Below are 23,735 nucleotides of genomic sequence, written 5' to 3'. Positions count from 1 at the left end.
CCAAACCCCTGACACGCCGCACATATTCTGCACTGGAAAGCGCTCGCGACGCTTGTCGGAAAGTTTTTTTGGCACCTTTCCTTTTTATGACAAACTATTTCTATCACCTTTTCTATAATGAGAGGCACACAATTCATAGAATAGGTGGTGCCAAATGATGAGTAAGACAAAGATCATTCCATTTCCAAAAAGAGGCTGGCAGGATATCAAGGAAGAAGGAACCGGATGGATGAATGCTCCTAGCAAATGGCGTCTGGACGGATTCCAACGTATGCTAGGTACGCGCAAATGGACGATTATGTTCGTCCTGATCGGCTTCCTTCTTGGTCGTGCCATGATCTTGAATGAATTATTCCCGTTTGCGGCTGCCTTTTTTGCGGTTGTATATTTCTCGCGCCGGGAGCTGGCTACGTGGGTGGGAACTGCATTGTTAGCCGGAAGCTTGTTCGCTCCAGAGCAAATTACAATAATGATGGGGATGCAGCTGCTGCTCATTGTCCTCATGTATCGTGGATGGAAGGCTTATGATAGACGTTCAGATATGAACATCGCACCATTGATGGTGTTTACGGCTAGTCTTATTGTGAAGCTGTTCGTCACTTTTCTATCACACTCTTTTACTTGGTATGCCCTAGCAATGGATGTCACAGATGCGGCGCTTGGCTTCGTCTTAACGCTCGTATTTGTTCAAGCCCTACCCGTACTGACGATGAGTAAACGCAATTATACGCTTCGTGTGGATGAAATGATTTGCCTAATGATTCTGCTTGCTTCTATGATGACAGGTGCTGTCGGCTGGAGTGTACAGGGCATGCAGCTGGATCATATTTTATCACGCTATTTCGTTCTTCTGTTTGCCTTAGTTGGCGGAGCGCCGTTAGGCGCATCAGTAGGCGTTGTGCTTGGACTAATCCTTGGTCTTGCAGAGCCGAGCTCACTATCGCAAATGAGCGTACTAGCCTTCTCTGGTCTGCTTGCAGGACTGCTTCGGGAAGGGAAGCGCTGGGCAGTTGCCTTCGGTATGCTGCTAGGTACGGCAATCTTATCGGTCTATATTGGTCCGCCTGAGCAGGTCATGGTATCGACATGGGAGACAATAGCCGCAGCCGCCCTATTTCTGCTTACTCCCAAATCCATATGCCGCACATTGGCTAAGTATGTCCCAGGGACGAGTGAGCATACGAATTCACAGCATGAATATGCGAAGCGCATGCGCGACATGACGGCAGAGCGTGTCCAGCAGTTCTCCAAGGTATTCGATCAGTTGTCACACAGCTTCAAGCAGGCTGCACCTACGACAGCTGGTGATGCACCTGCGCAGGTAAGTGAGGAAGAGCTACAGGATGGAGTTATTGAGGCTGCATCTGTGGTTACATGCGGGGCCTGCCCGCGACGGCAGGCATGTTGGGGCCGCAAGTCGATCCAGACGATGACGATGATGAAGCAAATGCTCGTAAAGGTGGAGGGGAACCCGGAGTTCGCATGGAAGGACAAGCCGCTCCCTCACTCTTGGAAGACACATTGTCTGCGGGCGCATCAGATGCTTACAGTGCTGCGAGATCAGCATATTCGGCACATGCATGAGGAACATTGGCGCAGGCAGCTGCAGGACAGTCGCCAGTTTGTAGCTGAGCAATTATCAGGGGTTTCACAGGTCATGGACGACTTAGCGAAGGAAATTCAGCGCGAGGGCAGAGAACTGTTCATGCAGGAGGAGCAGATCCGTCAGGCCGTAGAAGATCTAGGATTGTCGGTTAACCGTGTAGATATCATGTCACTGGATCCTGGGCGTGTGGAGATTGAAATGGTGCATTCCTTCACGGAAGGATATGATGAATGCCGCAAGCTGATCGCTCCGCTGCTGTCAGATATATTGGGCGAGCATATTGCCGTACGGGACGAATCCATTACCAGAGCGGAAGGGCAGGGGGTTGTCTCCTTCGTAACCGCGAAGGCCTTCGAGGTTGATACAGGGATGGCGGGTACTGCCAAGGGAGGTGGAATGCTATCGGGAGACAGCTTTAGTGCGCTTGAGCTGGGCAGCGGCAAGTTCGCAGTTGCCTTAAGTGACGGAATGGGGAATGGAGAGAGGGCGCGTTTGGAGAGCAGCACGGCACTTCACTTGCTTTCTCAGCTGCTTCAGGCAGGAATTGAGGAGCAGTTGGCGATCAAGTCCGTCAATTCGGTGCTGACCCTTCGATCTCCTGATGAAGTGTACGCTACGCTAGATTTAGCAATTATCGATTTATTCTCTGCCAAGACGATGTTGATTAAGAGTGGTTCAACGCCAAGCTTCATTAAGCGAGGCGAAGAGGTTCATTTAGTTTCCTCGAACAATTTGCCGATAGGTATATTACAGGATATTGAAATTGAACTGGTTGACGCCTCTCTATCACCGGGTGATATCGTGGTAATGATGACAGACGGGGTATTTGATGCGCCTGGGTCGGCCGTTAATAAGGAATTATGGATGAAGCGGCTCATCCAGGAGCTCGAGACGGACGACCCGCAGGAAATTGCTGATCTCCTGCTAGAGACTGTCATCCGGCATTCGGGCGGACGTATTGATGATGACATGACCATTGTTGTCACGCGTGTAACGAGACATCGACCACAATGGGCGACTTTGCACTGGAGTGGGGGTGATCGAATCGAACGGCCGATGCCTGTCAGTTGATTATCCATAAACAGACAATGAACGATTATTCCTCATTTGCTTCTAAGACTTCTCCCGAGAGGGGAGGACTCACACTATGGTTAAACTCTCCTATTATGGGGCACACTAGAACTAGATTCATAGTTGACCATAGGGAGATGAATGAAGGATGATGAAGCAAATTCTTCTCATTACGGATGGATGCTCCAATGTAGGCATTCAGCCCGCCATTGCCGCCGCGGAGGCAAGGGAGAACGGAATAACGGTCAATGTAGTCGGCATTGTTGATTATGGTACAATTGGACAATTGGGTGCTTGCGAGATTGAGGAGATTGCTAGTGCAGGCGGTGGTGTAAGCCGCATCGTGCAATCGCATGAGCTGTCACAGACGATTCAGATGATGACACGTAAGACAGTAGTGCAGACGATACAGCAGGCTGTGAATAAGGAATTGAAGCTAATTCTGGGTGATGCTGCAACTGATGGCGTGCAAGCACTTCCACTGGAGAAGCGTTCTGAAGTGGTTCGTGTCATGGACGATATGACGGAACAGTCAGCGCTCAAGGTGGCGCTGCTTATTGATGCTAGTGCAAGCATGAAGCCGAAGCTGGCCGCAGTCGAGGAAGCGATACGAGATTTAATGCTTAGCCTGCAAGCTCGAAGCGGCAAGAGTGAGCTGTGTGTATTTCATTTTCCTGGCCCATATGGGGGAGAGGAAGCAGTACAGGACTTGGAGTGGACGGATGAGATCACGCGTGCGAAGAAGTTGTTTCAGCGACTGAATATGCGTGGGACAACACCGACTGGCCCGGCTTTGCTGCAAGTCATAGATTATTATCTTGCGGCACCTCGTACTGTGAACAAGGAAGCAGAAGTGGTGCCTATTAATCATCATGAAAGAATGGAAATGGACGGGGTATGGAGTGACTACATCGTTTAAGGAAAGGCGACAACTCAATAGAGCATCCCAAAAATCCCAAAAGGGAGACTCCCACCACCAGTTGCGGGCAGGCATGGTGCTGCATGGGGTATGGAATCACCGTGCCTATCGGATTGAGCGTCTTCTTGGAAGTGGCGCCAATGGGGTAGTCTATCTGGTGACGCTGCTGTCGGCCCCTAATGATGGACGTGGGGGAGCGATAGGCACCTTTGCGTTGAAAATAAGCGCCAACGCCGTAGATCTCCAATCGGAAGTGAATGCCCTTGGCAGTCTGGAGAAGCAGCGGCGAACATCCTCCCGATCATCAGCTCACCAAGACAATCGCCCCTTCCTTGTTGATGTAGATGATGCAGATATGAATGGGGAGCGTATATCCTTTTATGTAATGCGCTATGTTCCAGGTGAAAGTATTAAAGCTTACATCCGGAAGAAGGGCCCCAGGTGGTACGGTATAGTGGGGAGCAAACTGCTGGCGAAGCTGCATAATGTACATCGGCATGGATGGGTTTTCGGCGATCTTAAGGCGGAAAATGTCATTGTAGGTAATGGCGGAGAGGTTGAGCTTGTTGATTATGGAGGATTAACGAGCAGAGGGAAGAGCGTAAAGCAATTCACTGAAATGTATGATCGGGGGTATTGGCATGCGGGCTCGCGTACCGCAGATGATGGATATGATCTGTTCTCATTTGCCATACTGACGATTCAGGTGCTCGGGGGAAAGGAGCTCCGTGAGCGCATGAAACGGGCATTGCCCCAAACGCGGGAAGTAAAGGAAGTGCTGGAGCTTGTTCATACCCATCCTGTCCTGCGGCATTACGAGTCATGGCTTGTCCATGCGTTAAAGGGGACATTTTCAAATTCGGAAGAAGCATGCCGGATGTGGGATGAATTAAGTCGCCGCTTGCATCGATCGGGGATGCGGCCATATCGGCCAACTCCGCTATGGATGAAGTGGTTTTTTGCTGTATCTGTTATTTTGTTTGCAATTAGTATCGCATGGTGGACAGGAATCCCCTATTAATTTCATAGCCTAAATTGTGGTATATTGGTAACAATCATATGCATCTTATCCGTAGGAACAACGTAGTTATACATACATACTTATTAAGAAGATGTTCGGAATGGTAGCGGGTGAACTCAATCGACTTCCGATGGATGCAATGCAGGCTTCACGGGCTCGATTGGTAGCACGCAGATTTTGAACGTGCTTCATCGATTTGGTATGCTTCATACATAGCAAGACGGGACATGAACCTGCACGTGAGTGGAGCTTTCTGCGGAAGCATGCAGGTGCTTGAATGAATGCGGGAATCGGGGATGAATAATGACAGCAGGACAATCAGCGGACGGTGATCAATTCAATGCTTGGGACAAATGGATAGAGCAATTGGAAGCCGATTGGTGTAAGAGAGGTCTTTGGGGTGCAGGTGCTGTAATGGTAGTAGCTGTATCAGGCGGTCCGGATTCGATGCTGCTTCTACATGCATTGGCTGCATTGAACGAACGAAGTGACTGCAAGCCGGGCAGGCTCATTGTTGCCCATGTTCATCACGGATTTCGCGGGCAAGAATCAGATGAAGAGGCCAGATTCGTCGAGCAGGAAGCGACAAGATTGGGGCTGCCATTTGAGATGATCCGGGTCGATGCTCCTGGCTTAGCGAAGCGGGAAGGACTTAATCCTCAGGCGGCAGCAAGGCAGCTTCGTTATGAGTTCCTCATCCGTACTGCCAGTCATTATGGAGCTACTCATGTTGCACTGGCCCATCATGCGGATGACCAAGCCGAGACCGTACTTATGCGCTTAATAAGAGGATCAGGCAGCACTGGGTTAGCTGGTATGGCGTGGAGCCGCGAAGAAGAAGGGCTGCTCTTTGTTCGGCCATTGCTAATGCTGCGTAAGATGGAGGTGCTCCATTGGTGCTCAGTGCGGGATATTCCATATGTGAACGACAGCAGCAACACCAAGCGCAGTTATTTTCGCAATCGGATGCGGCTGGATATTATCCCTCAGCTTGAGGAGGAGAATCCAAGACTAGTTGAAGCGCTCTGCAGGATGGCGGACTCACTGCGTGATGAAGATGCTTATATGGAAGCGGAGACCCGCAGGTTGTTTCAACGTCACGTAAAGGCGGTAAACGATGGTAGGTCTGGTGACAGCAATGCCGCATTATTTATTCCGCATGTGCAGGCGGGATATATTCTTGATCGGAACACCTTTCTAGGATTACATGTTGCTTTACAACGCAGGTTGATTAAACTAATATTAAATTATCTTACACGAGGTTCGGATCAGATTGATTTTGAAGCCGTTGACTCAGCAAGAGTGAGAGCAGCAGGCGAGTGTTCGACTACGTGGAGGGTGGATGTTGCTCAAGACATTGTATTTGCGCGTGAATATGAGCGTTTGCTATGGCTTCGGATACACCATGATTCTACAGAAGGTGCAGACTGCAAGACTGGCTTTACGATACATAGAACCGATGCAATGGGGCAATTGTCATTACCGAATAACAACAGCACACTGCGGTGGACGGCTGTGGCAGAAGTGAAGGCTGGCAGTGATGCCGGAAGGAGCGAGAGCTTTTCAGCGGGTCAACATCATCACGGACAGGCTTGGGAAGCTTCATTCGATGCTGAACAGCTGTGCTGGCCGCTTGTTGTTCGTACTCGGCAGCCGGGAGATCGGATGCGGGTGCAAGGACTAAATGGCAGCAAAAAAGTGCAAGATATGTTCGTTGACTTGAAAATCGCGCCGTCATTGCGTGACACGATTCCTCTTGTTGCGGACGCGAACGGACACATTGTGTGGATACCTGGAGTGCGGCGTTCTAATGCGGCATATGTGAAGCCTTCGACACAAGCGGTCGTTCATTTTGCACTGGAGGGCGGAGCCCATGAGCGATCTGTCCATCCATGAGGTAACGAAGACATAGCCGGTCATTGGCTTGCCGCATGGAACGATTAACGTTCACATAAGATTGAGTATTCACAATAGGAGGGCCCATCATTGCATAACGACATTGAGAAGGTAGTATTTAGCGAGGAACAGCTTCAAGCAAAAGTACAGGAATTGGGTGAACAGATTAGCCGCGATTACGCTGGTAAATGTCCACTCGTTATTTGCGTGCTCAAGGGCGCGTTCATTTTTATGGCCGATTTGGTTAAGAATGTTACAGTACCGTTGGAATTGGACTTCATGGCGGTATCCAGCTATGGCGCATCGACGAAGTCTTCGGGCGTTGTGCGTATTATGAAGGATTTGGATGTATCGGTTGAAGGCCGCGACGTTCTCATTGTGGAGGACATTATTGATACAGGGCTGACCCTCAGTTACTTAATTGAGGTGCTTCAGGGTCGCAAGGCGAACTCGATCCGTGTAGTTACTCTGTTCGATAAGCCGGCGCGTCGCACCACTAATATGGAAGCAGACTACAAAGGCTTCGTTCTGCCGGATGAGTTCATCGTTGGGTACGGACTTGATTTTGCAGAGAAGTATCGCAACCTTCCATACATTGGCGTATTGAAGCGTGAGATTTATTCCGACGAGGTGTAGAATCATTCATTCTCATCGCTTAGATGGTCAAGTTGTGATGGCAATACGTGCTATGATACAATAATTTCGTGTCTTTGAGAGGAGGTTGGGGATGAATCGCTTTTTTAAGAACTCTGGTTTTTATCTGATTCTTTTTCTAGTCGTGGTCGGCATTGTCCAATTCATTGGCAACGGCGGAGAAGCCACGGAAACCCCGAGATATGACCAGTTTCGCAAAGAGTTAGCGGCCAACAATATAGACGAAATGACGATTCAATATGAAGGTCGGGCATATTTGGTCATCGGTAAATATAAGAAAATTCCAGATGGACAGAAATCTCAGCAGTTCGTAACGTATATTCCAGATAGCTCACCAGCTATTGAGGAGATTATGAAGGCCGATACGGCACAGCAATCCCTCAAGCTTACGTGGAAGAAGATGGAGGAGCAAAGCCTATGGCTGACGGTCCTGACTTCCTTCATTCCATTTGTGATCATGTTCATCCTGTTCTTCGTCTTCTTTAATCAAGCTCAGGGTGGCGGCGGCAAGGTCATGAATTTCGGCAAGAGCCGTGCTCGCTTGTATAATGAAGAGAAGAAGCGTGTTACCTTCGAGGATGTTGCAGGGGCGGATGAAGAGAAGCAGGAATTGGTCGAGGTCGTCGAATTCCTTAAGGATCCGCGCAAGTTCGCAGCACTCGGCGCACGCATACCGAAGGGCGTTCTTCTGAACGGTCCTCCAGGTACAGGTAAGACATTGCTTGCACGTGCTGTTGCAGGCGAAGCAGGAGTTCCTTTCTTCAGCATTTCAGGTTCTGACTTCGTTGAAATGTTCGTCGGTGTCGGTGCATCCCGTGTGCGTGACCTGTTCGAAAATGCGAAGAAAAATGCTCCTTGTATTATCTTTATTGATGAAATCGATGCTGTTGGTCGTCAGCGCGGCGCCGGTCTTGGCGGCGGTCATGACGAGCGGGAGCAGACGCTTAACCAATTGCTCGTCGAGATGGACGGCTTCGGCGCCAATGAAGGAATTATCATTGTCGCAGCAACGAACCGACCAGATATTCTTGATCCAGCATTGCTCCGTCCAGGTCGTTTCGACCGTCAAATCACAGTGGATCGCCCTGACTTGAAGGGCCGGGAAGCTGTATTGAAGGTTCACGCGCGCAACAAGCCGCTGAACAAGGACGTGAAGCTGAATACAATTGCCAAGCGTACAACTGGATTTACGGGTGCCGACTTGGAGAACTTGCTGAACGAAGCAGCATTGCTTGCAGCGCGCAAAAACCATAAAGACATTACGATGACAGATGTGGACGAAGCAATCGACCGCGTAATCGTAGGTACAGAGAAGCGCAGCCGCATGATCAGCGATCGAGAAAAACGTATTGTCGCGTTCCATGAAGCCGGTCATACTATTATCGGATACTTCTTGGAACATGCAGATATGGTGCACAAGGTTACGATTATTCCTCGCGGACGTGCTGGCGGATACGTCATCATGCTGCCGAAGGAAGATCGTATGCTTACAACAAAGCAAGAGCTTCTGGACAGAGTTACAGGTTTGCTTGGTGGTCGGGTTGCTGAGGAATTGTTCATCGGCGAAATCGGCACAGGCGCTTATAGTGACTTCCAGCAAGCAACACGAATTGTGCGCAGCATGATTATGGAGTACGGCATGAGCGAGAAGCTCGGCCCAATGCAGTTCGGCAACCGTCAAGGAGAAGTATTCCTTGGTCGTGACCTTGGTCATGAACAGAACTATTCTGATGCGATTGCTTACGAAATCGATCAGGAGATGCAGCGTATCATGAACGATTGCTACGAGCGTGCGAAGGCATTGCTGACGAAGCATACTCGCGAAATGAACCTCATCGCCAATACATTGCTTGAGTTGGAGACACTCGAACTTGATCAAATCAAGCAATTGATCGAGAATGGCCATATCTCCGATAAGAAGTCGGATGGAGATGATTCTGCCAGCACATCGGTGACAGGCGGCACATCTTCCAGTACGCCAATTATTGAGACAACTGGCGATGTGAAGGTGAACCTTGTTGGCAAGCCAGAGAAGCTTGGCCCTACGCAGTGGGATTCCCCAGCTGATGCTAAGCCGGAAGGCGACATTCCGAACGGAACCTCTCCAGAGGACTTCCGCAGCAATGAGCCACAGGCGGTTGAACGTCCAGATGCTCCTTCCGAGCAGTCAGAGACGAATACAGATGCCACAGGCAATCCGGATGACAACAAGAACAACAACCAATAGAATAGCCCTCATTCGCCGATTCGGCGATTGTAAAGAGTGCACCATAGCGTGCACTCTTTTTTTATGCTTATTGAAATATTGGCGCAGTCTCGATTGTGAATTGACACAGCCATAGGCGTTGTGTAAATTAAGTGTTAATGACTACAACAAGTGGGAGTCCATACGTGCAGATCATAATGACGGTTTTCGTGCCGTACTGCATGATAGATTTTTCACTTGGGTGTTGGCGCTCGTGTCTGATGGAATGATGGAAGTTCTGTTGGTACGAGCGGTACTATAACCTGTCATCGTACAACGTTGCCACCGTTGATGATGCGTCATGCAGGTGTTCTACTTTCCTGCTAGTTGCGTAAAGAATACATCAAGATTGAAGCAACGGGCGAGTTCACGCTCTACCGTTCGCGGCAAAGCGTTGATCGGTGTCGATGTCAATTCCGTATAAGCGTTTCCATGGTTATAACGGTCGACATCAATCTTGACTTGAATGCGAAGAAAGAGGGATAGAACTGTGATTCTCGTTATCGATGTAGGAAATACAAATATTGTTCTAGGTGTATATCAGCAGGAGACGCTGCAGCATTTTTGGAGGCTGTCTACGAATCGTCAAGCGACAGCGGATGAATATGGTGTCATGATCCACAACTTATTCTCACTGGCAGGGCTTTCGGTTAAGGATATCGACGGAGTTATTATCTCGTCTGTCGTTCCTCCGATTATGTCTACGATGGAACTCTTGTGTGAGACGTACTTGTACAAGACGCCGCTTATCGTAGGGCCAGGCGTGAAGACAGGGTTGAATATCCGATATGAAAACCCGCGTGAGGTTGGTGCAGACCGCATCGTGAACGCGGTTGCTGCCATCGACCAATACGGTGGTGAGATGCCGCTTGTAGTTGTCGATTTCGGTACAGCGACAACTTTTGATGTGATTGATGTGCAAGGCAATTACTTGGGCGGGGCAATCGTTCCGGGGATTGGCATCTCAACTGAGGCGCTCTATCAGCGTGCAGCGAAGCTCCCTCGTATTGAGTTGACGAAGCCGAAGTCCGTTATTGGCCGCAATACGGTTCATTCCATGCAGGCAGGCATCATATTCGGATACGCCGGACAAGTTGATGGGATCGTGGATCGCATAAGCCAAGAACTAGGCGCACAACCTAAGGTCGTTGCAACGGGTGGCTTGGCCGAGCTCATTGCAAGCGAATCGCGTACAATTGATACGACGAATCCCTTGCTGACCCTTGAAGGACTGCGTCTCATTTACAATCGTAACCAATAATATAGAGAAATCGTTGTAAACTGTCATTCGTATTTAAAATATGTAAGGCAACAGGAGGCACTCATGGAAGAGAGCAAGCAACAACAGAACATCAATCAAGATACCGTGCAGGATATGCTTATCCGTGGGACTGGATTAGGTGGAAAGGTACGGATTTTTGCTGCGCGCACGACTAACTTGGTTAATGAGCTGCAACGTCGCCACGGTACATACCCAACAGCAACAGCTGCATTAGGGCGTACAGTAACGGCTGCTGCAATGATGGGTGCGATGCTGAAGGGCGAAGAGAAGCTTACGGTACAGGTGAAGGGTGATGGCCCCATTGGTCAGGTCGTTGCGGATGCCAACGCGCGTGGAGAGGTTCGCGGCTATGTGACACATCCCCAAGTTCATTTAGCAAGCAACTCAGAAGGTAAGCTGGATGTTGCGGGAGCAGTAGGCCGCAGCGGCTTCATTCACATTACGAAGGATCTAGGCTTGAAGGAGCCTTACCGTGGAAGCTCTCCGATTATTTCGGGAGAACTGGGTGAGGACTTTACGTATTACTTTGCAACATCGGAGCAGACGCCATCCGCAGTCGGGCTTGGCGTACTCGTAGACACTGACAATTCTGTACTACATGCAGGTGGATTTATTATTCAATTGCTGCCAGGCTTGTATGATGAAGAGATAACGAAGATTGAGCAATCGTTAAGCACATTGCCACCAGTAACAGCCTTGCTTGATCAAGGCATGGAGCTTGAAGAGCTGGTAACATGGATCGTGAAGGATGTTCATATCATGGATCGGATGCCGCTTGTGTTCCAATGCCAATGCTCAAGAGAACGCGTGGAAAGCACGCTTATTAGCTTAGGACAGGAAGAGCTGCGAGCGATTATAAATGAGGATCATAAAGCTGAAGTTGTATGTCATTTCTGCAACGAGGCGTATGTCTTCAACCGTGATGATCTTGAGAAGCTGGCTGCTGCGGCAGTAACGAAGAAGACGCAATCGTAAAGTAAGTGTAAGCACAGGCGTGCTACAAGGAAATATGAGGTAAGGGAAGCAAGCGATATGACGAGAGAAGTCAAGAGCTTATGGGGCTGTATTATTGTATTGTTTGCCTGTGTGATCGTGCTTGCAGGCATACTTATTTCACGGCTCGATGTTCCGGTCGGGCCCCCCGAGCCTGCTTCATCCGATTCCTCATCAGTCGTTGCGTCAGTTGGGTCGCATAAGATTACGCGTGCAGAGTGGAACAGAGAATTGGAGCAGCAGTACGGTGGGTTAGTACTGGAGCAGATGCTGACGAACCGAGCGGCTGAGCAGGAAGCGAAGTCGCTCGGGGTTGAGGTGACTTCTGAAGAAGTCACCCGAGAGATTAAGCGTCAAATGAAGGGTTATGAAAGTGAAGAGGCTTATTACCAAGCGATGAAAGAACAACTAGGAATGAGTCCGGAACAATTAAGCCAAGACATGCGCAATCAACTTCTATTGGAAAAAATCGCAACGTACGGCATTGATATCGGTGATGATGATATTGACGAGTACATGCGTGAACATAAGGGTGAATACGAGCCAATCAACTCCTATCAAATGGCACATATCACAGTATCGAACGTCGCTGACGCGGAAGCAATTATTGGCCGCATTAAGCAAGGCGAATCTTTCGGTTTCCTTGCAGGTGAGTTCTCTCTTGACTCCTTCTCTTCACAGCAGGGTGGGAGAATAGGGTGGATTGATGAGGATGATCCATTCATCGATCACGCGGAACTGAACCAAGTGTCCTTGATGGAAGTAGGCGATACTTCGAAGCCGGTTAAGATTAAGGATGGATATGCGATTATCCAGCTTACTGGCAAGAAGGAAGTAAGGCCTGAACAACATGATGAGATGCGTGAGCGTATTCGCAAAGAAATCGCGCTGGAGAAGTCTCCTCCATTAGTACAATGGAGAAAAGCGCTCCGAGAGAAATACGGCGCGGCAATTGCAGATGCAGCCTTTTCATCACAGTAAGTGGTGACATGAATAGCAGTCCGTCCGAATAAGATGATTTATTCGGGCGGGCTTTTTGTTGTTTTTCAGACAGAGAACGAGAAAACTTGGAATATTTTTGAGTAGGTCTATTGACATTCGACTATCGGCTTGCTAATATAAATTAAAACCTAGTGAATTAGTCGGAAATATTTCAATTCCTATTAACCTGTGGGAGGGCTCTCTATGCCAAGAATCGTCAATAGCGTGACCGAACTAATCGGGGATACTCCACTTGTACGCCTGAATCGAATTGTACCAGAAGATAGCGCCGAAATTTATGTGAAGCTGGAATATCAGAATCCGGGCTCCAGTGTCAAAGACCGGATCGCAATAAGTATGATCGAGGTAGCCGAACAGGAAGGCATATTGAAGCCGGGAGATACCATTGTAGAGCCTACGAGCGGCAATACGGGCATTGGGCTTGCAATGGTAGCTGCTGCGAAGGGATATAAGGCCATATTGGTTATGCCTGAGACGATGAGCATTGAGCGCCGCAATCTCCTGCGCGCATATGGGGCTGAGCTTGTGCTTACTCCGGGGGCAGAAGGAATGAATGGTGCGGTTCGCAAGGCTGAAGAGCTGGCACAAGAGAACCCTACTTATTTTATCCCGCAACAATTCAAGAACCAAGCGAACGTCAAGATTCATCGGGAGACGACAGGTCCAGAAATTGTTGAAGCGATTCAATCGCTCGATGGCAAGCTGGATGCGTTTATCGCTGGCATTGGCACAGGGGGGACAATCTCTGGTGCTGGTGAAGTGCTGAAGGAGAACTTCCCCGGCATTCAAATTGCAGCAGTAGAGCCAGCCTCATCTCCATTATTGTCTGGAGGCAAGCCAGGCCCGCACAAAATCCAAGGGATTGGGGCAAACTTCGTACCTGATATATTGAACCGTGAGATTTATGATCGAATTATTACGGTTGAGAATGAAGACGCATTTGAGATAGCGCGCCGTGTTGCGAAGGAAGAAGGCATCTTAGTCGGCATCTCCTCGGGGGCAGCGATCTATGCTGCATTGCAGCTTGCGAAGGAATTGGGAGCCGGAAAGCGTATTGTTGCAGTCGTACCAAGCAACGGCGAACGTTATTTAAGCACAGCGTTATTTAATTTTGAAGATTAAGGAATGAATACATCCCCTCATCCAACTGTGTACTTGGAAGCATAATGCTTCTGTACGATAGCTGAGATGGGGGGATTTTTATATGAAGGAAAATGCAGAAAATGTAAGTGGTTCATCTTTTCATCCGTAGTCTCATTGTTTATACTAATCAGTAATCCGATAATGATTATCATCCAAGGAAAGTTGGGATCGATAAGCAGGAATGATGGACTAGGGTGAAGAGGTGGTCATATGGTTCAATCAACAGTACTAAGTGGACAGGCGCTTATCGCACAAGAGCAATGGCGCTGCTATATCGATAATCAATACACGATCCTTCCGTACGTGGTTAAGTATGAGTTGCAGGCAGGAAGTACGCACATTCCTTCTTGGGAATCGGCATGGGCAGATGCAGGGCAGAGCACCTTCGTACTGGAGAGTGGGAAGGGTGGGCGCTATACGATTGTGGGGTTAGACCCCGTATCTATGATTAGAGGGAAGGGGTATTCTGCACACATCGTCCTGTCAGACGGAAATGAACAGGTACGCGAGGGAGCTCCGTTAGATTTGGTGAAGGAATGGATGTCGCCTTACCGTGGGCCGCGCATAGAGGGGCTTCCAAAGTTCACTGGGGGATGTGTCGGCTATATAAGCTACGACATTGCTAGATCCATTGAGCGGCTCCCCGAATTGGCGGCGGATGATTTGAATCTTCCCGATTATGTGTTTATGCAAATGAATGAGCTATGGATTGTCGATCATGAGGAACAAGCGCTATACTGTGCGGTAATGACGGAGGTTGATCCAAGCGCCTCACCTGCGTACAAGCACCAAATGAAGGAGGATAAGTCCTCCACTCAGACCGCCGAATCCAGATATGAGGAATGGGTATCTATCCACTATGAGATTGCTTACCAGCGTGCAGATAAGTTGAAGAAGCGCTGGGATGTCTGGTGGGAATCTTGCCGTACGGATGAGGCGAAGCAGGCCGCTGAGCTTCGTCGCCGCTGTCTGAAGGAAGGCAATCTTCTCGATGTGGATGTGCTGGAAGGTGTACAGACGGCATTCCCGAAGGGGGATTTCGAGGAGGCTGTACGGCAGATTCAGCAATATATTGGTCAAGGTGATGTCTTTCAAGTAAACCTGTCCATGAGACAGATGCGCGCGCTGCGTGAAACTCCGGAACGGCTCTATGAATGGTTGAGGGTGCTTAACCCATCTCCATACATGGGACTGCTTCGTTTCCCTGACTTCCAGCTTGTATCTTGTTCCCCCGAGCTCCTGGTTGGCCTGAAGGATGGGGAAGTGAGCACTCGTCCGATTGCAGGCACGAGACGGAGAGGGCATACCCCGGAAGAGGATGCCCGCATGGCAGAAGAGCTGCGTACGAATGAGAAGGAGCAGGCCGAGCATATTATGCTCGTTGATCTAGAGCGCAATGATGTTGGACGCATATCGGAATACGGCTCTGTGCGGGTGGATGAGTTAATGACAATTGAATATTACTCGCATGTTATGCATTTGGTTTCTGAGGTGAAAGGGAAGCTGGCGGCCGGCAAAGACGCCTTCGACGTGCTGCGAGCGACATTCCCTGGAGGGACGATTACAGGAGCTCCGAAAGTGAGAACGATGGAAATCATCGAAGAATTGGAGCCAGTACGAAGAGGGCCATATACGGGATCATTCGGCTGGATTGACTATAATGGCGACATGGAATTTAATATAATTATCCGCACCATGACCGTGAAGGATGGTGTAGGTCATATTCAGGCGGGAGCGGGCATTGTTATTGATTCCGATCCAGCGCGTGAATATAAGGAGAGCTGGAACAAGGCGAAGGCTTTGTGGAAGGCAGTACAGTTGAGCGAACGCGACATGATGGAGCGGGGAGACTAGATTAGGTAAGGCATGCCGCCAGGCATGGCCGAGAGAGGATGAGCTTAGCATGATACTTGTTATCGACAATTATGATTCTTTTACGTATAACTTGGTTCAATATTTAGGGGAGCTTGGGGAGCAGGTGGAAGTATACCGCAATGACGAAATCGACATTGAAGGTATTGAGAAGCTGCAACCGGATCATCTGCTGCTGTCACCTGGGCCGTGCACCCCGAACGAAGCAGGAATAACACTTGATGTCATTGCACATTTCAAGGGCAAGATCCCTATCTTCGGTGTATGCTTAGGTCATCAGGCAATTGGACAGGCATTCGGCGGGAAGGTTGTCCGTGCACAGCGATTGATGCACGGGAAGACATCCCCAATCTATCATGAGGGACAGTCGGTGTTTGAAGAGTTGCCAAGCCCGTTTACAGCAACTCGCTATCATTCCTTATTGGTGGAGCGGGAGTCGCTGCCAGAATGTCTCGAGATTACGGCTTCTACGGAAGAAGGCGAAATTATGGGGCTTCGGCATAGAGAATATCCGATTGAAGGTGTCCAATTCCACCCGGAGTCGATCATTACGGATTACGGGCATCAGATGCTGCGCAACTTTTTAAAGTCGAAGGCGAGCGTATAATGGATGTTATCGGTTGGAATGGGAAGGTAGTACCTGTTGATCAAGCCGCGGTTTCTGTCATGGACCACGGCTTTTTATACGGCATGACCTTGTTTGAAACGATGCGCACCTACGATGGGAAGCCCTTCTTGTTGGAGCGGCATATGGAGCGGTTGACATCGGCTTGCAGAGTGCTTGGTATCGACTATGTAGTGGATATGGGGCAGGTTGAACGTCATATTCGAGAAGTGATGGATGCGAACGGCCTGATGGAGGCATATATTCGTTACACCTTAAGTGCGGGCGAGAATGGTTTTGGCCTGCCACAGGAAGCGTATACGCATCCGAATGTGTTAGTGCTTGTGAAGTCGCTGCCTGCCTTGCAGGAAGAAATGTATGAATGCGGCAAGCCATTGCAACTGCTTCGTACACGGCGGAGCGGGCCCGAGACAGACGTTCGCTTTAAGTCGGGACAATATATGAATAATATCGTCGCTAAGCGGGAGTTATCACAAATGGATTCATCCGTATTAGGAGCTGAGGGGCTCATGCTGGATTGCAATGGACATGTATCCGAAGGCATCGTGAGCAATGTGTTTTTTGTTCAAGATGGTCGTCTGTACACACCAGATGTATCGACCGGCATTCTGCCTGGTATTACAAGGCAGTGGGTCATGGAGCTGGCGGGCCAGGCAGGTATGCATGTGGAGGAAGGTAAGTATGGTTGGGAACAGCTATGGAAGGCAGATGAAGTATTCCTGACAACCTCCATTCAGGAACTTGTACCGGTGACGATTCTTGTCGATGCGGAAGGTGAGAAGAGACAGGTGGGCGACGGACGGATAGGAACTTGTACGCGTGAGCTTCTGAATCTGTATCGCACCTCTACAGTTCACAGGATGTAGGTAAACGAGATTGATTTAGAGAGTGCATGAAACTTGCGAATAGTAAGTTCCGATATGTCAGGTGACGACGGGATAAGAAATTTTAAGTTGGATCACTACGATGGCAGGGTGGGGGATGCGTATATGTTGCAGCCAACATTTTGGAAGCACACGTATAAATGGAATCAAGCAGAATTAATACTGGGCAACCGTACCTTGGTGCAAGGGATATTGAATGTTACGCCGGACTCCTTCTCCGACGGAGGATGTTATGATCGGATTGATCGTGCAATCGAGCATGCCAAGGAAATGGTCGCGCAAGGAGTAGACATTATCGATATAGGCGGAGAGTCAACGCGCCCTGGTCATGAACCGGTCGGAGAAGCAGAGGAACTGCGCCGCGTTATTCCCGTTATAGAGGCGCTTCATGAGGCAATGCCTCATATCCCATTGTCCATCGATACGTACAAGGCGGAAGTCGGTAGACAAGCGTTAGAAGCGGGAGCTCATATTTTGAATGATATTTGGGGCTGCAAGCGGGAGCCGGAGATGGCACGTGTTGCAGCTTCCTATGACTGTCCCATCATTTTAATGCATAACCGTCCTGAACGGAATTATGAGCAGTATGTGGATGATGTGAAGCGGGATTTGCTGGAGAGTGTGGCGATTGCCAAGGCAGCAGGTGTCGAAGAACGAAATATTTGGCTGGATCCGGGGATTGGTTTTGCCAAGGACTACGAGGATAACTTGGAACTCATGCATCATTTGGATGAGCTTGTTGAGCTTGGGTACCCAGTATTGCTGGGAACTTCACGCAAGCGGTTCATCCGTGAGACACTGCAGCTTCCAGTGGATGCTCTTATTCAAGGGACGGCAGCTACGGTTGTGTTGGGAGTAGCCCAAGGCTGCCAAATTGTGCGGGTACACGATGTATCAGAAATCGTTCAGACCGTTCGGATGTGTGATGCTATGCTGTATCCAAGAGAACGGAATGGAGCCGCAGAGAAGTAATGGTGTGACATTACCCTATTTTGGCATAGAAGGGGAGTATATTCATGGTGAATACGAAAGTATCGAAACCTGACCGTATGCAGTTGCATCGGATTGAATTGTTCGGGCGGCATGGTGTATTCGAAGAGGAACGGAGATTGGGTCAGCGCTGGATTGTCGATCTTGACTTGCAAATAGATCTGCGCACGGCTGGCAAATCTGATCAGCTTGAGCATTCGATCAATTATGCCGAAATCTATAATACAGTGAAGCAGATTGTTGAAGAAGAGTCCTATCAGCTTGTCGAAGCATTGACAGAACGTATTGCAGCCGTCCTATTGGAGCAATATGCATTGATTTCAGAAGCAACAGTACGCGTAACGAAGCCGAACCCGCCGTTCGATATACATTTCCAAGGCGTAACGATTGAGATGACGAGAGTACGGGCGGAATCGAGTTCAAGCGGGAGCGGGGCATAGCAGATGGATGGAATGAAGACGGATTTCTCCGGTAGCGAGCTTGAGAAAGCAGGAATGGATTACAATCCAGTGACACATACTGGAGAGCAGACTGCTTATATTGCACTAGGTGCAAATATTGGTGAGCGGGAGCGGGCCTTGTATGATGCGTTGACACATCTTCAAGCTCAGGAGAAGATTCAAGTTGTGCGATGTTCTGCGATTTACGAGACAGATCCGGTTGGATATGAGGATCAGCCTGCCTTTCTAAACATGACAGCTTGTGTTCGGACAACGTTGCAGCCTGATGAACTGCTGATGGCGATGCTTGCGATTGAGAAGCAAATGGGGCGAGTGCGGGATATTCGCTGGGGCCCGCGCGTCATTGATTTGGATTTACTATGGATGGGCGATACTTCATGGAATACCGACCTGCTTACATTGCCGCATCCTCGTATGGGAGAGCGGCTGTTCGTACTCGTGCCGCTTGCTGATATTGTTCCGGAGTCGGCTGTCGAATTGCACGCATTCGTTCATCATGCCTTGGGAACACTGGATGGGAAGGAAGGTATTCGGAAGTGGAGTCCTTGCAAGTGGCCAAGCGAATCCGGGCTTTCCGCAAGCTTCGGGGATTGACGCAGCAGCAGCTGTCTGAACGCGTGCGCATCTCAGTATCTGTGCTCGGTGAAATTGAGCGGGGAAATCGGCAGATTGATGAGCAGATAATGAAAGAAATATGCAAGCAATTAAATATTTCACATGATGAACTGGCATCACCGGGTTCCTTTCGGTAAAATGGAACATTGGTAATCCTGTTTTGTATAGATAACCGTGTGGCATATCAGCCATATGGATAGGGATAGAGTTGAAAGGAGTGCGAGCAATGCTGAAAATTGCAAATATAGAAATGAAAAACCAAGTCGTGCTTGCGCCCATGGCTGGGGTGTGCAACCCTGCCTTCCGCCTCATTGCGAAGGAATTCGGATGCGGACTCGTATGCGCAGAAATGGTTAGTGACAAGGCGCTTGTTCACGGCAATGAGCGTACTCGTGAGATGCTGTATGTAGATGATAGGGAGAAGCCGCTTAGTCTGCAGATTTTTGGCGGGGATCGCAAATCTCTCGTTGAAGCTGCCAAAATTGTCGATAAAGATTCAAATGCCGATATTATTGATATCAATATGGGTTGCCCTGTACCGAAGGTAACAAAATGCGATGCAGGCGCTCGCTGGCTTCTTAACCCGGAGAAGATCTATGAGATGGTGTCGGCCGTTGTTGATGCTGTAGATAAACCGGTTACGGTGAAGATGCGAATCGGCTGGGATCACGATCACATTTATGTAGTGGAGAATGCCAAAGCTGTTGAGCGTGCTGGTGGTCAAGCGGTCAGTGTACATGGGCGCACACGCGAGCAGCTGTATACGGGTCAAGCGGACTGGAGCTATATTCGCCAAGTTAAGGAAAATGTCTCGATTCCGGTTATCGGCAACGGGGATGTGTTCACTCCGGAAGACGCGAAGCGTATGCTGGAAGAGACGGGATGCGACGGCGTCATGATTGGACGCGGTGCACTCGGCAATCCGTGGATGCTGTATCGCACGATTGAATATTTGACGACAGGAGAGCTGCTCCCAGATCCGTCGGCAGAAGAGAAAGTTCGTATTGCGCTTGTTCATATGGATCGCCTCATTGCACTTAAGGGGGAGCAGGTTGCGGTGAAGGAGATGCGTAAGCATCTGGCATGGTACTTGAAGGGATTGCCTTCTGCCGCGCGTGTGAAGGATGCCATCATGGAAGAGACACGCCGTGATGAAGTTGCCCGCATGCTGGAGGAGTATGTACGTCAAGTGAATGAGAAGCAAGAAGCTGAATCAACGGTTCAGTAATTGCTGCAATAGAAGCTGTTACGGGCGCATGTTCAGGGGATCGAAGCGTTTTCAAGGGCATGTACGGTCTCATTGACTTTTGCAAATCCATCCCATATAATTCAACAATAGAAAATTGGCCTCGGGCTTGGTGTATATTACACGACTATGTATGACAAAGAACGACCAAGTTGTGGAGTCATGATGTGGCAATCAAGCCATATGATGAACTATAGCATTCGCATCGGCTGCATTCGCATCGATCGTTGTTAGCAGCCCTGAGGCTGGATGCGAAATATATCATGACAGGAGAATCGGTAAGATGAGCGATAAAGAAGTCATTCTGACCCAGGACGGTCTGAAGAAGCTGGAGGATGAGCTTGAAAACCTCAAATCCGTTAAACGTCGTGAAGTGGCAGAGCGGATTAAAGTAGCGATCGGCTACGGCGACATCAGCGAGAACTCCGAATATGAAGATGCGAAGAATGAACAAGCATTCATTGAAGGTCGTATCATTACATTGGAAAAAATGCTTCGCAACGCACGGATCATTAACAACGATGACATTGACACAGATCTTGTAAGCATTGGTTCGACGGTAATCGTTGAGGATTTGGAATTCGGCGACAAGATGGAATATACAATTGTCGGTACTGCTGAATCCGATCCATTGAAGAACCGGATTTCGAATGAAAGCCCGGTAGGCAAGGCAATTTTGGGCAAGCAAAAGGGCACAACTGTGGACGTGAACGTTCCTGCAGGCGTGATTCAATACAAAATTCTCGAGATTAAGCGCTAATCGGCTGCGGCTAAGCATCTTGTGGCGTCAAGCATGAGAAGTTGGGATGAAAGCTTCCATACATGGAAGCTTTTTTCACCAATCGGCGGTGTGAGGAAGTGAGGACATTGTCCCCTTTTTTTCATGAAAAGAAATGAAAGAACGTGAAAGCATAAGTGCCGTTCCCAAGCATTTATCATACATCATGGAATATTTCGATTTAATTATACAAGGAGTGGAGTGTAATGACGGACGTCGTCAATCAAGAAACGGAATTAAGTGAATTGCTGCAAATTCGCCGCAACAAATTGGACGAGCTTCGCAAGCTGGGCGTAGATCCGTTCGGAACAAAATATGAGCGTACAGCAACTGCAAAAGAAGTGCTCGATAAGTATGATGGGATGGAGAAGGATGAGCTCCAAGAAGCAGGTGTAGAGGTTAGCCTTGCAGGACGTATCATGGCTAAGCGCGGCATGGGTAAAGCTAGCTTCGCGCACATCCAGGACTTGTCCGGCCGTATTCAAATTTATGTTCGTCAAGATACAATCGATGAGAAAAAATTTGAAGCTTACAGCCTGCTTGACCTAGGTGACATCATTGGTGTTCGTGGTACGGTATTCAAGACGAAGACAGGTGAATTGTCCATTAAAGTGCTGGAGCTTGAGATTTTGTCGAAGTCGCTCTTGCCGCTTCCAGAGAAATACCATGGCCTGAAGGACGTGGAAATGCGTTACCGTCAGCGCTATGTTGACTTGATTATGAACCCGGATGTTCAGCAGACGTTCGTCACTCGCTCGCGTATTATTCAATCGATGCGTCGCTATTTGGATTCCCATGGATACTTGGAAGTGGAGACACCAACACTCCATGCAATCGCTGGTGGTGCGGCAGCACGTCCGTTCATCACGCATCATAATGCACTCGACATGACACTCTACATGCGTATTGCGATTGAGCTCCACTTGAAGCGCTTGATCGTGGGCGGATTGGAGAAAGTGTACGAAATAGGCCGCGTATATCGCAACGAAGGGATTTCAACACGTCACAATCCGGAATTCACAATGATTGAATTGTATGAGGCATATGCAGATTACAACGATATCATGGACCTGACGGAAAATCTGGTTGCGCATATTGCGCAAGAAGTGTTGGGGACAACGAAGATTCAGTATCAGAACCACGAAGTTGATCTGACGCCGCAATGGCGCCGTGTAACGATGGTGGATGCAGTTAAAGAAGTGACAGGTGTTGATTTCTCCGCACAGATGACAGACGAAGAGGCGCATCGTGTTGCGAAGGAACATAATGTGAAGGTAGAGCCGCACCATACATTCGGTCATATTCTGAATGCATTCTTCGAAGAATTCGTAGAAGAAACGTTGATTCAGCCAACATTCGTTACGGGCCATCCGGTTGAAATTTCTCCGCTTGCGAAGAAGAACGACAAGGATCCACGCTTCACAGATCGCTTCGAGTTGTTCATCGTTGCGCGTGAACATGCAAATGCATTCTCAGAGCTTAATGATCCAATCGATCAGCGTCAACGCTTTGAGGCGCAATTGGAAGAGCGTGAGCATGGTAACGATGAAGCACATGAAATGGACGATGACTTCATTCGTGCATTGGAATACGGCATGCCGCCAACAGGTGGACTTGGTATCGGTGTAGATCGCCTCGTTATGCTGCTTACGAATGCGCCGTCTATTCGTGACGTACTGTTGTTCCCTCACATGCGTGAGCGCAGCAACTAAGATAAATGTACATTAGTAAGGATCGCTCCTAGGTTTAGGCCTAGGTTCGATCCTTTTTTAATTCGTTCGGAGATAGCTACTATTCCATTAGAAAGAAGGTAAAGATGTAATGAATAACTAGTTTCATTTCAATTACGGTGATCGTATGCGGTTGAATCATCAGGTATAGCGATGAAATATGTAGAAGTGTCATGGGACTACACTGAAGAAGTCGGGTGTTTGCACTGGATGTAGGAAAATGAAAGAACATGTATGCTCGGATGAATGAAGATGATAGGATGGATGTTACTTGTGATCTAGTGCGGCATGCAGATAGCTGCTGCTATTATTGTGTACAATCATGAATATAGCCTTTAGCTGTGTAAAACAGGGGGAAATGGGGTAGTTATAAGTGAGGACAATTGAAATATGAATCACGAAAAAGCCTTTTGTAGAGCGGTTTTATGCACAGTTCAATAGGGGAGATTGTATAAAATTGAAATAGTAATTTTTTACCTGTTGCATACTATTGGTGGTCGTGATATATTATATGAGTCGCCGCTGAGAGACGCGGTGAACGAAAGCGAAATAGGCGATAAGCCGAAGCGCTGGATTGAAGATTGTTCTTTGAAAACTGAACAACGAGCAACGTTTGTGAATGAGGTAGCAATACCTCGTCAAAAGATATGAGCAGTTCAAACTTAACTTTAACGGAGAGTTTGATCCTGGCTCAGGACGAAC

20 protein-coding genes are annotated in these 23,735 nt (G+C 48.7%); all 20 read left to right on the top strand.

The window, feature by feature from the left end:
• Positions 1-157: 157 nt before the first annotated feature.
• Positions 158-2,677, top strand: a complete 2,520-nt coding sequence (gene spoIIE, locus M3661_RS28125) for a stage II sporulation protein E (protein WP_251490438.1) — start codon at positions 158-160, stop codon at positions 2,675-2,677.
• Between the two features lie 151 nt (positions 2,678-2,828).
• On the top strand, positions 2,829-3,596 hold the full coding sequence (locus M3661_RS28120; protein WP_251490435.1) for a vWA domain-containing protein: 768 nt from the start codon (positions 2,829-2,831) through the stop codon (positions 3,594-3,596).
• Positions 3,550-4,617 (top strand): protein kinase domain-containing protein, encoded by a 1,068-nt coding sequence (locus M3661_RS28115; RefSeq protein WP_251490386.1) that lies wholly within the window; start codon positions 3,550-3,552, stop codon positions 4,615-4,617. Before M3661_RS28120 ends, M3661_RS28115 begins: the two co-directional genes overlap by 47 nt.
• Before the next feature lie 303 nt (positions 4,618-4,920).
• A complete protein-coding gene (gene tilS / locus M3661_RS28110) occupies positions 4,921-6,513 on the top strand; it encodes a tRNA lysidine(34) synthetase TilS (RefSeq protein WP_251490383.1) in 1,593 nt (530 codons plus the stop codon).
• Between the two features lie 90 nt (positions 6,514-6,603).
• Positions 6,604-7,149 (top strand): hypoxanthine phosphoribosyltransferase, encoded by a 546-nt coding sequence (hpt, locus tag M3661_RS28105; RefSeq protein WP_021255195.1) that lies wholly within the window; start codon positions 6,604-6,606, stop codon positions 7,147-7,149.
• A gap of 91 nt (positions 7,150-7,240) precedes the next feature.
• Positions 7,241-9,394, top strand: coding sequence for an ATP-dependent zinc metalloprotease FtsH (gene ftsH / locus M3661_RS28100; protein WP_251490380.1), 2,154 nt, complete (start codon positions 7,241-7,243; stop codon positions 9,392-9,394).
• A 508-nt stretch (positions 9,395-9,902) separates the two neighbouring features.
• Positions 9,903-10,673, top strand: coding sequence for a type III pantothenate kinase (locus M3661_RS28095; RefSeq protein ID WP_021255197.1), 771 nt, complete (start codon positions 9,903-9,905; stop codon positions 10,671-10,673).
• Positions 10,674-10,736: 63 nt separating this feature from the next.
• Positions 10,737-11,669 (top strand): Hsp33 family molecular chaperone HslO, encoded by a 933-nt coding sequence (gene hslO / locus M3661_RS28090; RefSeq protein ID WP_285853382.1) that lies wholly within the window; start codon positions 10,737-10,739, stop codon positions 11,667-11,669.
• A gap of 57 nt (positions 11,670-11,726) precedes the next feature.
• A complete protein-coding gene (locus M3661_RS28085; protein WP_251490377.1) occupies positions 11,727-12,668 on the top strand; it encodes a SurA N-terminal domain-containing protein in 942 nt (313 codons plus the stop codon).
• 204 nt (positions 12,669-12,872) lie between these two features.
• Complete coding sequence (gene cysK / locus M3661_RS28080) at positions 12,873-13,811, top strand: cysteine synthase A (protein ID WP_251490374.1); 939 nt, start codon at positions 12,873-12,875, stop codon at positions 13,809-13,811.
• Between the two features lie 231 nt (positions 13,812-14,042).
• On the top strand, positions 14,043-15,686 hold the full coding sequence (locus M3661_RS28075; protein ID WP_251490371.1) for an anthranilate synthase component I family protein: 1,644 nt from the start codon (positions 14,043-14,045) through the stop codon (positions 15,684-15,686).
• Between the two features lie 49 nt (positions 15,687-15,735).
• Positions 15,736-16,311: an aminodeoxychorismate/anthranilate synthase component II gene (gene pabA, locus M3661_RS28070; RefSeq protein ID WP_251490368.1), complete on the top strand. Its 576-nt coding sequence runs from the start codon at positions 15,736-15,738 to the stop codon at positions 16,309-16,311.
• The gene (locus M3661_RS28065; RefSeq protein ID WP_065292139.1) at positions 16,311-17,195 is read left to right on the top strand and encodes an aminotransferase class IV; all 885 of its coding nucleotides are present in this window, start codon (positions 16,311-16,313) and stop codon (positions 17,193-17,195) included. Before pabA ends, M3661_RS28065 begins: the two co-directional genes overlap by 1 nt.
• A gap of 123 nt (positions 17,196-17,318) precedes the next feature.
• Entirely contained in the window at positions 17,319-18,185 is an 867-nt protein-coding gene (gene folP, locus M3661_RS28060) for a dihydropteroate synthase (RefSeq protein WP_028532534.1), read from the top strand.
• A 44-nt stretch (positions 18,186-18,229) separates the two neighbouring features.
• Complete coding sequence (gene folB / locus M3661_RS28055; protein WP_065292138.1) at positions 18,230-18,643, top strand: dihydroneopterin aldolase; 414 nt, start codon at positions 18,230-18,232, stop codon at positions 18,641-18,643.
• Between the two features lie 54 nt (positions 18,644-18,697).
• A complete protein-coding gene (gene folK, locus M3661_RS28050; protein WP_251490429.1) occupies positions 18,698-19,258 on the top strand; it encodes a 2-amino-4-hydroxy-6-hydroxymethyldihydropteridine diphosphokinase in 561 nt (186 codons plus the stop codon).
• Positions 19,216-19,416: a helix-turn-helix domain-containing protein gene (locus tag M3661_RS28045; RefSeq protein WP_021255207.1), complete on the top strand. Its 201-nt coding sequence runs from the start codon at positions 19,216-19,218 to the stop codon at positions 19,414-19,416. The genes folK and M3661_RS28045 overlap by 43 nt, the downstream gene beginning before the upstream one ends.
• 89 nt (positions 19,417-19,505) lie before the next feature.
• A complete protein-coding gene (gene dusB / locus M3661_RS28040) occupies positions 19,506-20,507 on the top strand; it encodes a tRNA dihydrouridine synthase DusB (protein WP_021255208.1) in 1,002 nt (333 codons plus the stop codon).
• Positions 20,508-20,808: 301 nt separating this feature from the next.
• On the top strand, positions 20,809-21,285 hold the full coding sequence (greA, locus tag M3661_RS28035) for a transcription elongation factor GreA (protein WP_021255209.1): 477 nt from the start codon (positions 20,809-20,811) through the stop codon (positions 21,283-21,285).
• A gap of 224 nt (positions 21,286-21,509) precedes the next feature.
• Positions 21,510-23,015: a lysine--tRNA ligase gene (gene lysS / locus M3661_RS28030; RefSeq protein WP_251490365.1), complete on the top strand. Its 1,506-nt coding sequence runs from the start codon at positions 21,510-21,512 to the stop codon at positions 23,013-23,015.
• Positions 23,016-23,735 lie beyond the last annotated feature (720 nt).

Source organism: Paenibacillus sp. MER 180 (assembly GCF_023713665.1).
Taxonomy (GTDB): Bacteria; Bacillota; Bacilli; order Paenibacillales; family Paenibacillaceae; genus Paenibacillus_B; species Paenibacillus_B suaedae.
The sequence above is the reverse complement of the archived record's forward strand: the minus strand, read 5'-3'. Positions and strand labels throughout refer to the sequence as shown.

Coding starts and splice junctions, on each gene's coding strand:
- hslO (WP_285853382.1), top strand. CDS start 10,737: ATGGAAGAGAGCAAGCAACAACAGAACATCAATCAAGATACCGTGCAG.
- dusB (WP_021255208.1), top strand. CDS start 19,506: ATGCTGAAAATTGCAAATATAGAAATGAAAAACCAAGTCGTGCTTGCG.
- folK (WP_251490429.1), top strand. CDS start 18,698: ATGGATTACAATCCAGTGACACATACTGGAGAGCAGACTGCTTATATT.
- folP (WP_028532534.1), top strand. CDS start 17,319: ATGTTGCAGCCAACATTTTGGAAGCACACGTATAAATGGAATCAAGCA.
- cysK (WP_251490374.1), top strand. CDS start 12,873: ATGCCAAGAATCGTCAATAGCGTGACCGAACTAATCGGGGATACTCCA.
- M3661_RS28115 (WP_251490386.1), top strand. CDS start 3,550: ATGAAAGAATGGAAATGGACGGGGTATGGAGTGACTACATCGTTTAAG.
- pabA (WP_251490368.1), top strand. CDS start 15,736: ATGATACTTGTTATCGACAATTATGATTCTTTTACGTATAACTTGGTT.
- M3661_RS28120 (WP_251490435.1), top strand. CDS start 2,829: ATGAAGCAAATTCTTCTCATTACGGATGGATGCTCCAATGTAGGCATT.
- spoIIE (WP_251490438.1), top strand. CDS start 158: ATGAGTAAGACAAAGATCATTCCATTTCCAAAAAGAGGCTGGCAGGAT.
- folB (WP_065292138.1), top strand. CDS start 18,230: ATGGTGAATACGAAAGTATCGAAACCTGACCGTATGCAGTTGCATCGG.
- lysS (WP_251490365.1), top strand. CDS start 21,510: ATGACGGACGTCGTCAATCAAGAAACGGAATTAAGTGAATTGCTGCAA.
- tilS (WP_251490383.1), top strand. CDS start 4,921: ATGACAGCAGGACAATCAGCGGACGGTGATCAATTCAATGCTTGGGAC.
- greA (WP_021255209.1), top strand. CDS start 20,809: ATGAGCGATAAAGAAGTCATTCTGACCCAGGACGGTCTGAAGAAGCTG.
- M3661_RS28085 (WP_251490377.1), top strand. CDS start 11,727: ATGACGAGAGAAGTCAAGAGCTTATGGGGCTGTATTATTGTATTGTTT.
- M3661_RS28065 (WP_065292139.1), top strand. CDS start 16,311: ATGGATGTTATCGGTTGGAATGGGAAGGTAGTACCTGTTGATCAAGCC.
- ftsH (WP_251490380.1), top strand. CDS start 7,241: ATGAATCGCTTTTTTAAGAACTCTGGTTTTTATCTGATTCTTTTTCTA.
- M3661_RS28075 (WP_251490371.1), top strand. CDS start 14,043: ATGGTTCAATCAACAGTACTAAGTGGACAGGCGCTTATCGCACAAGAG.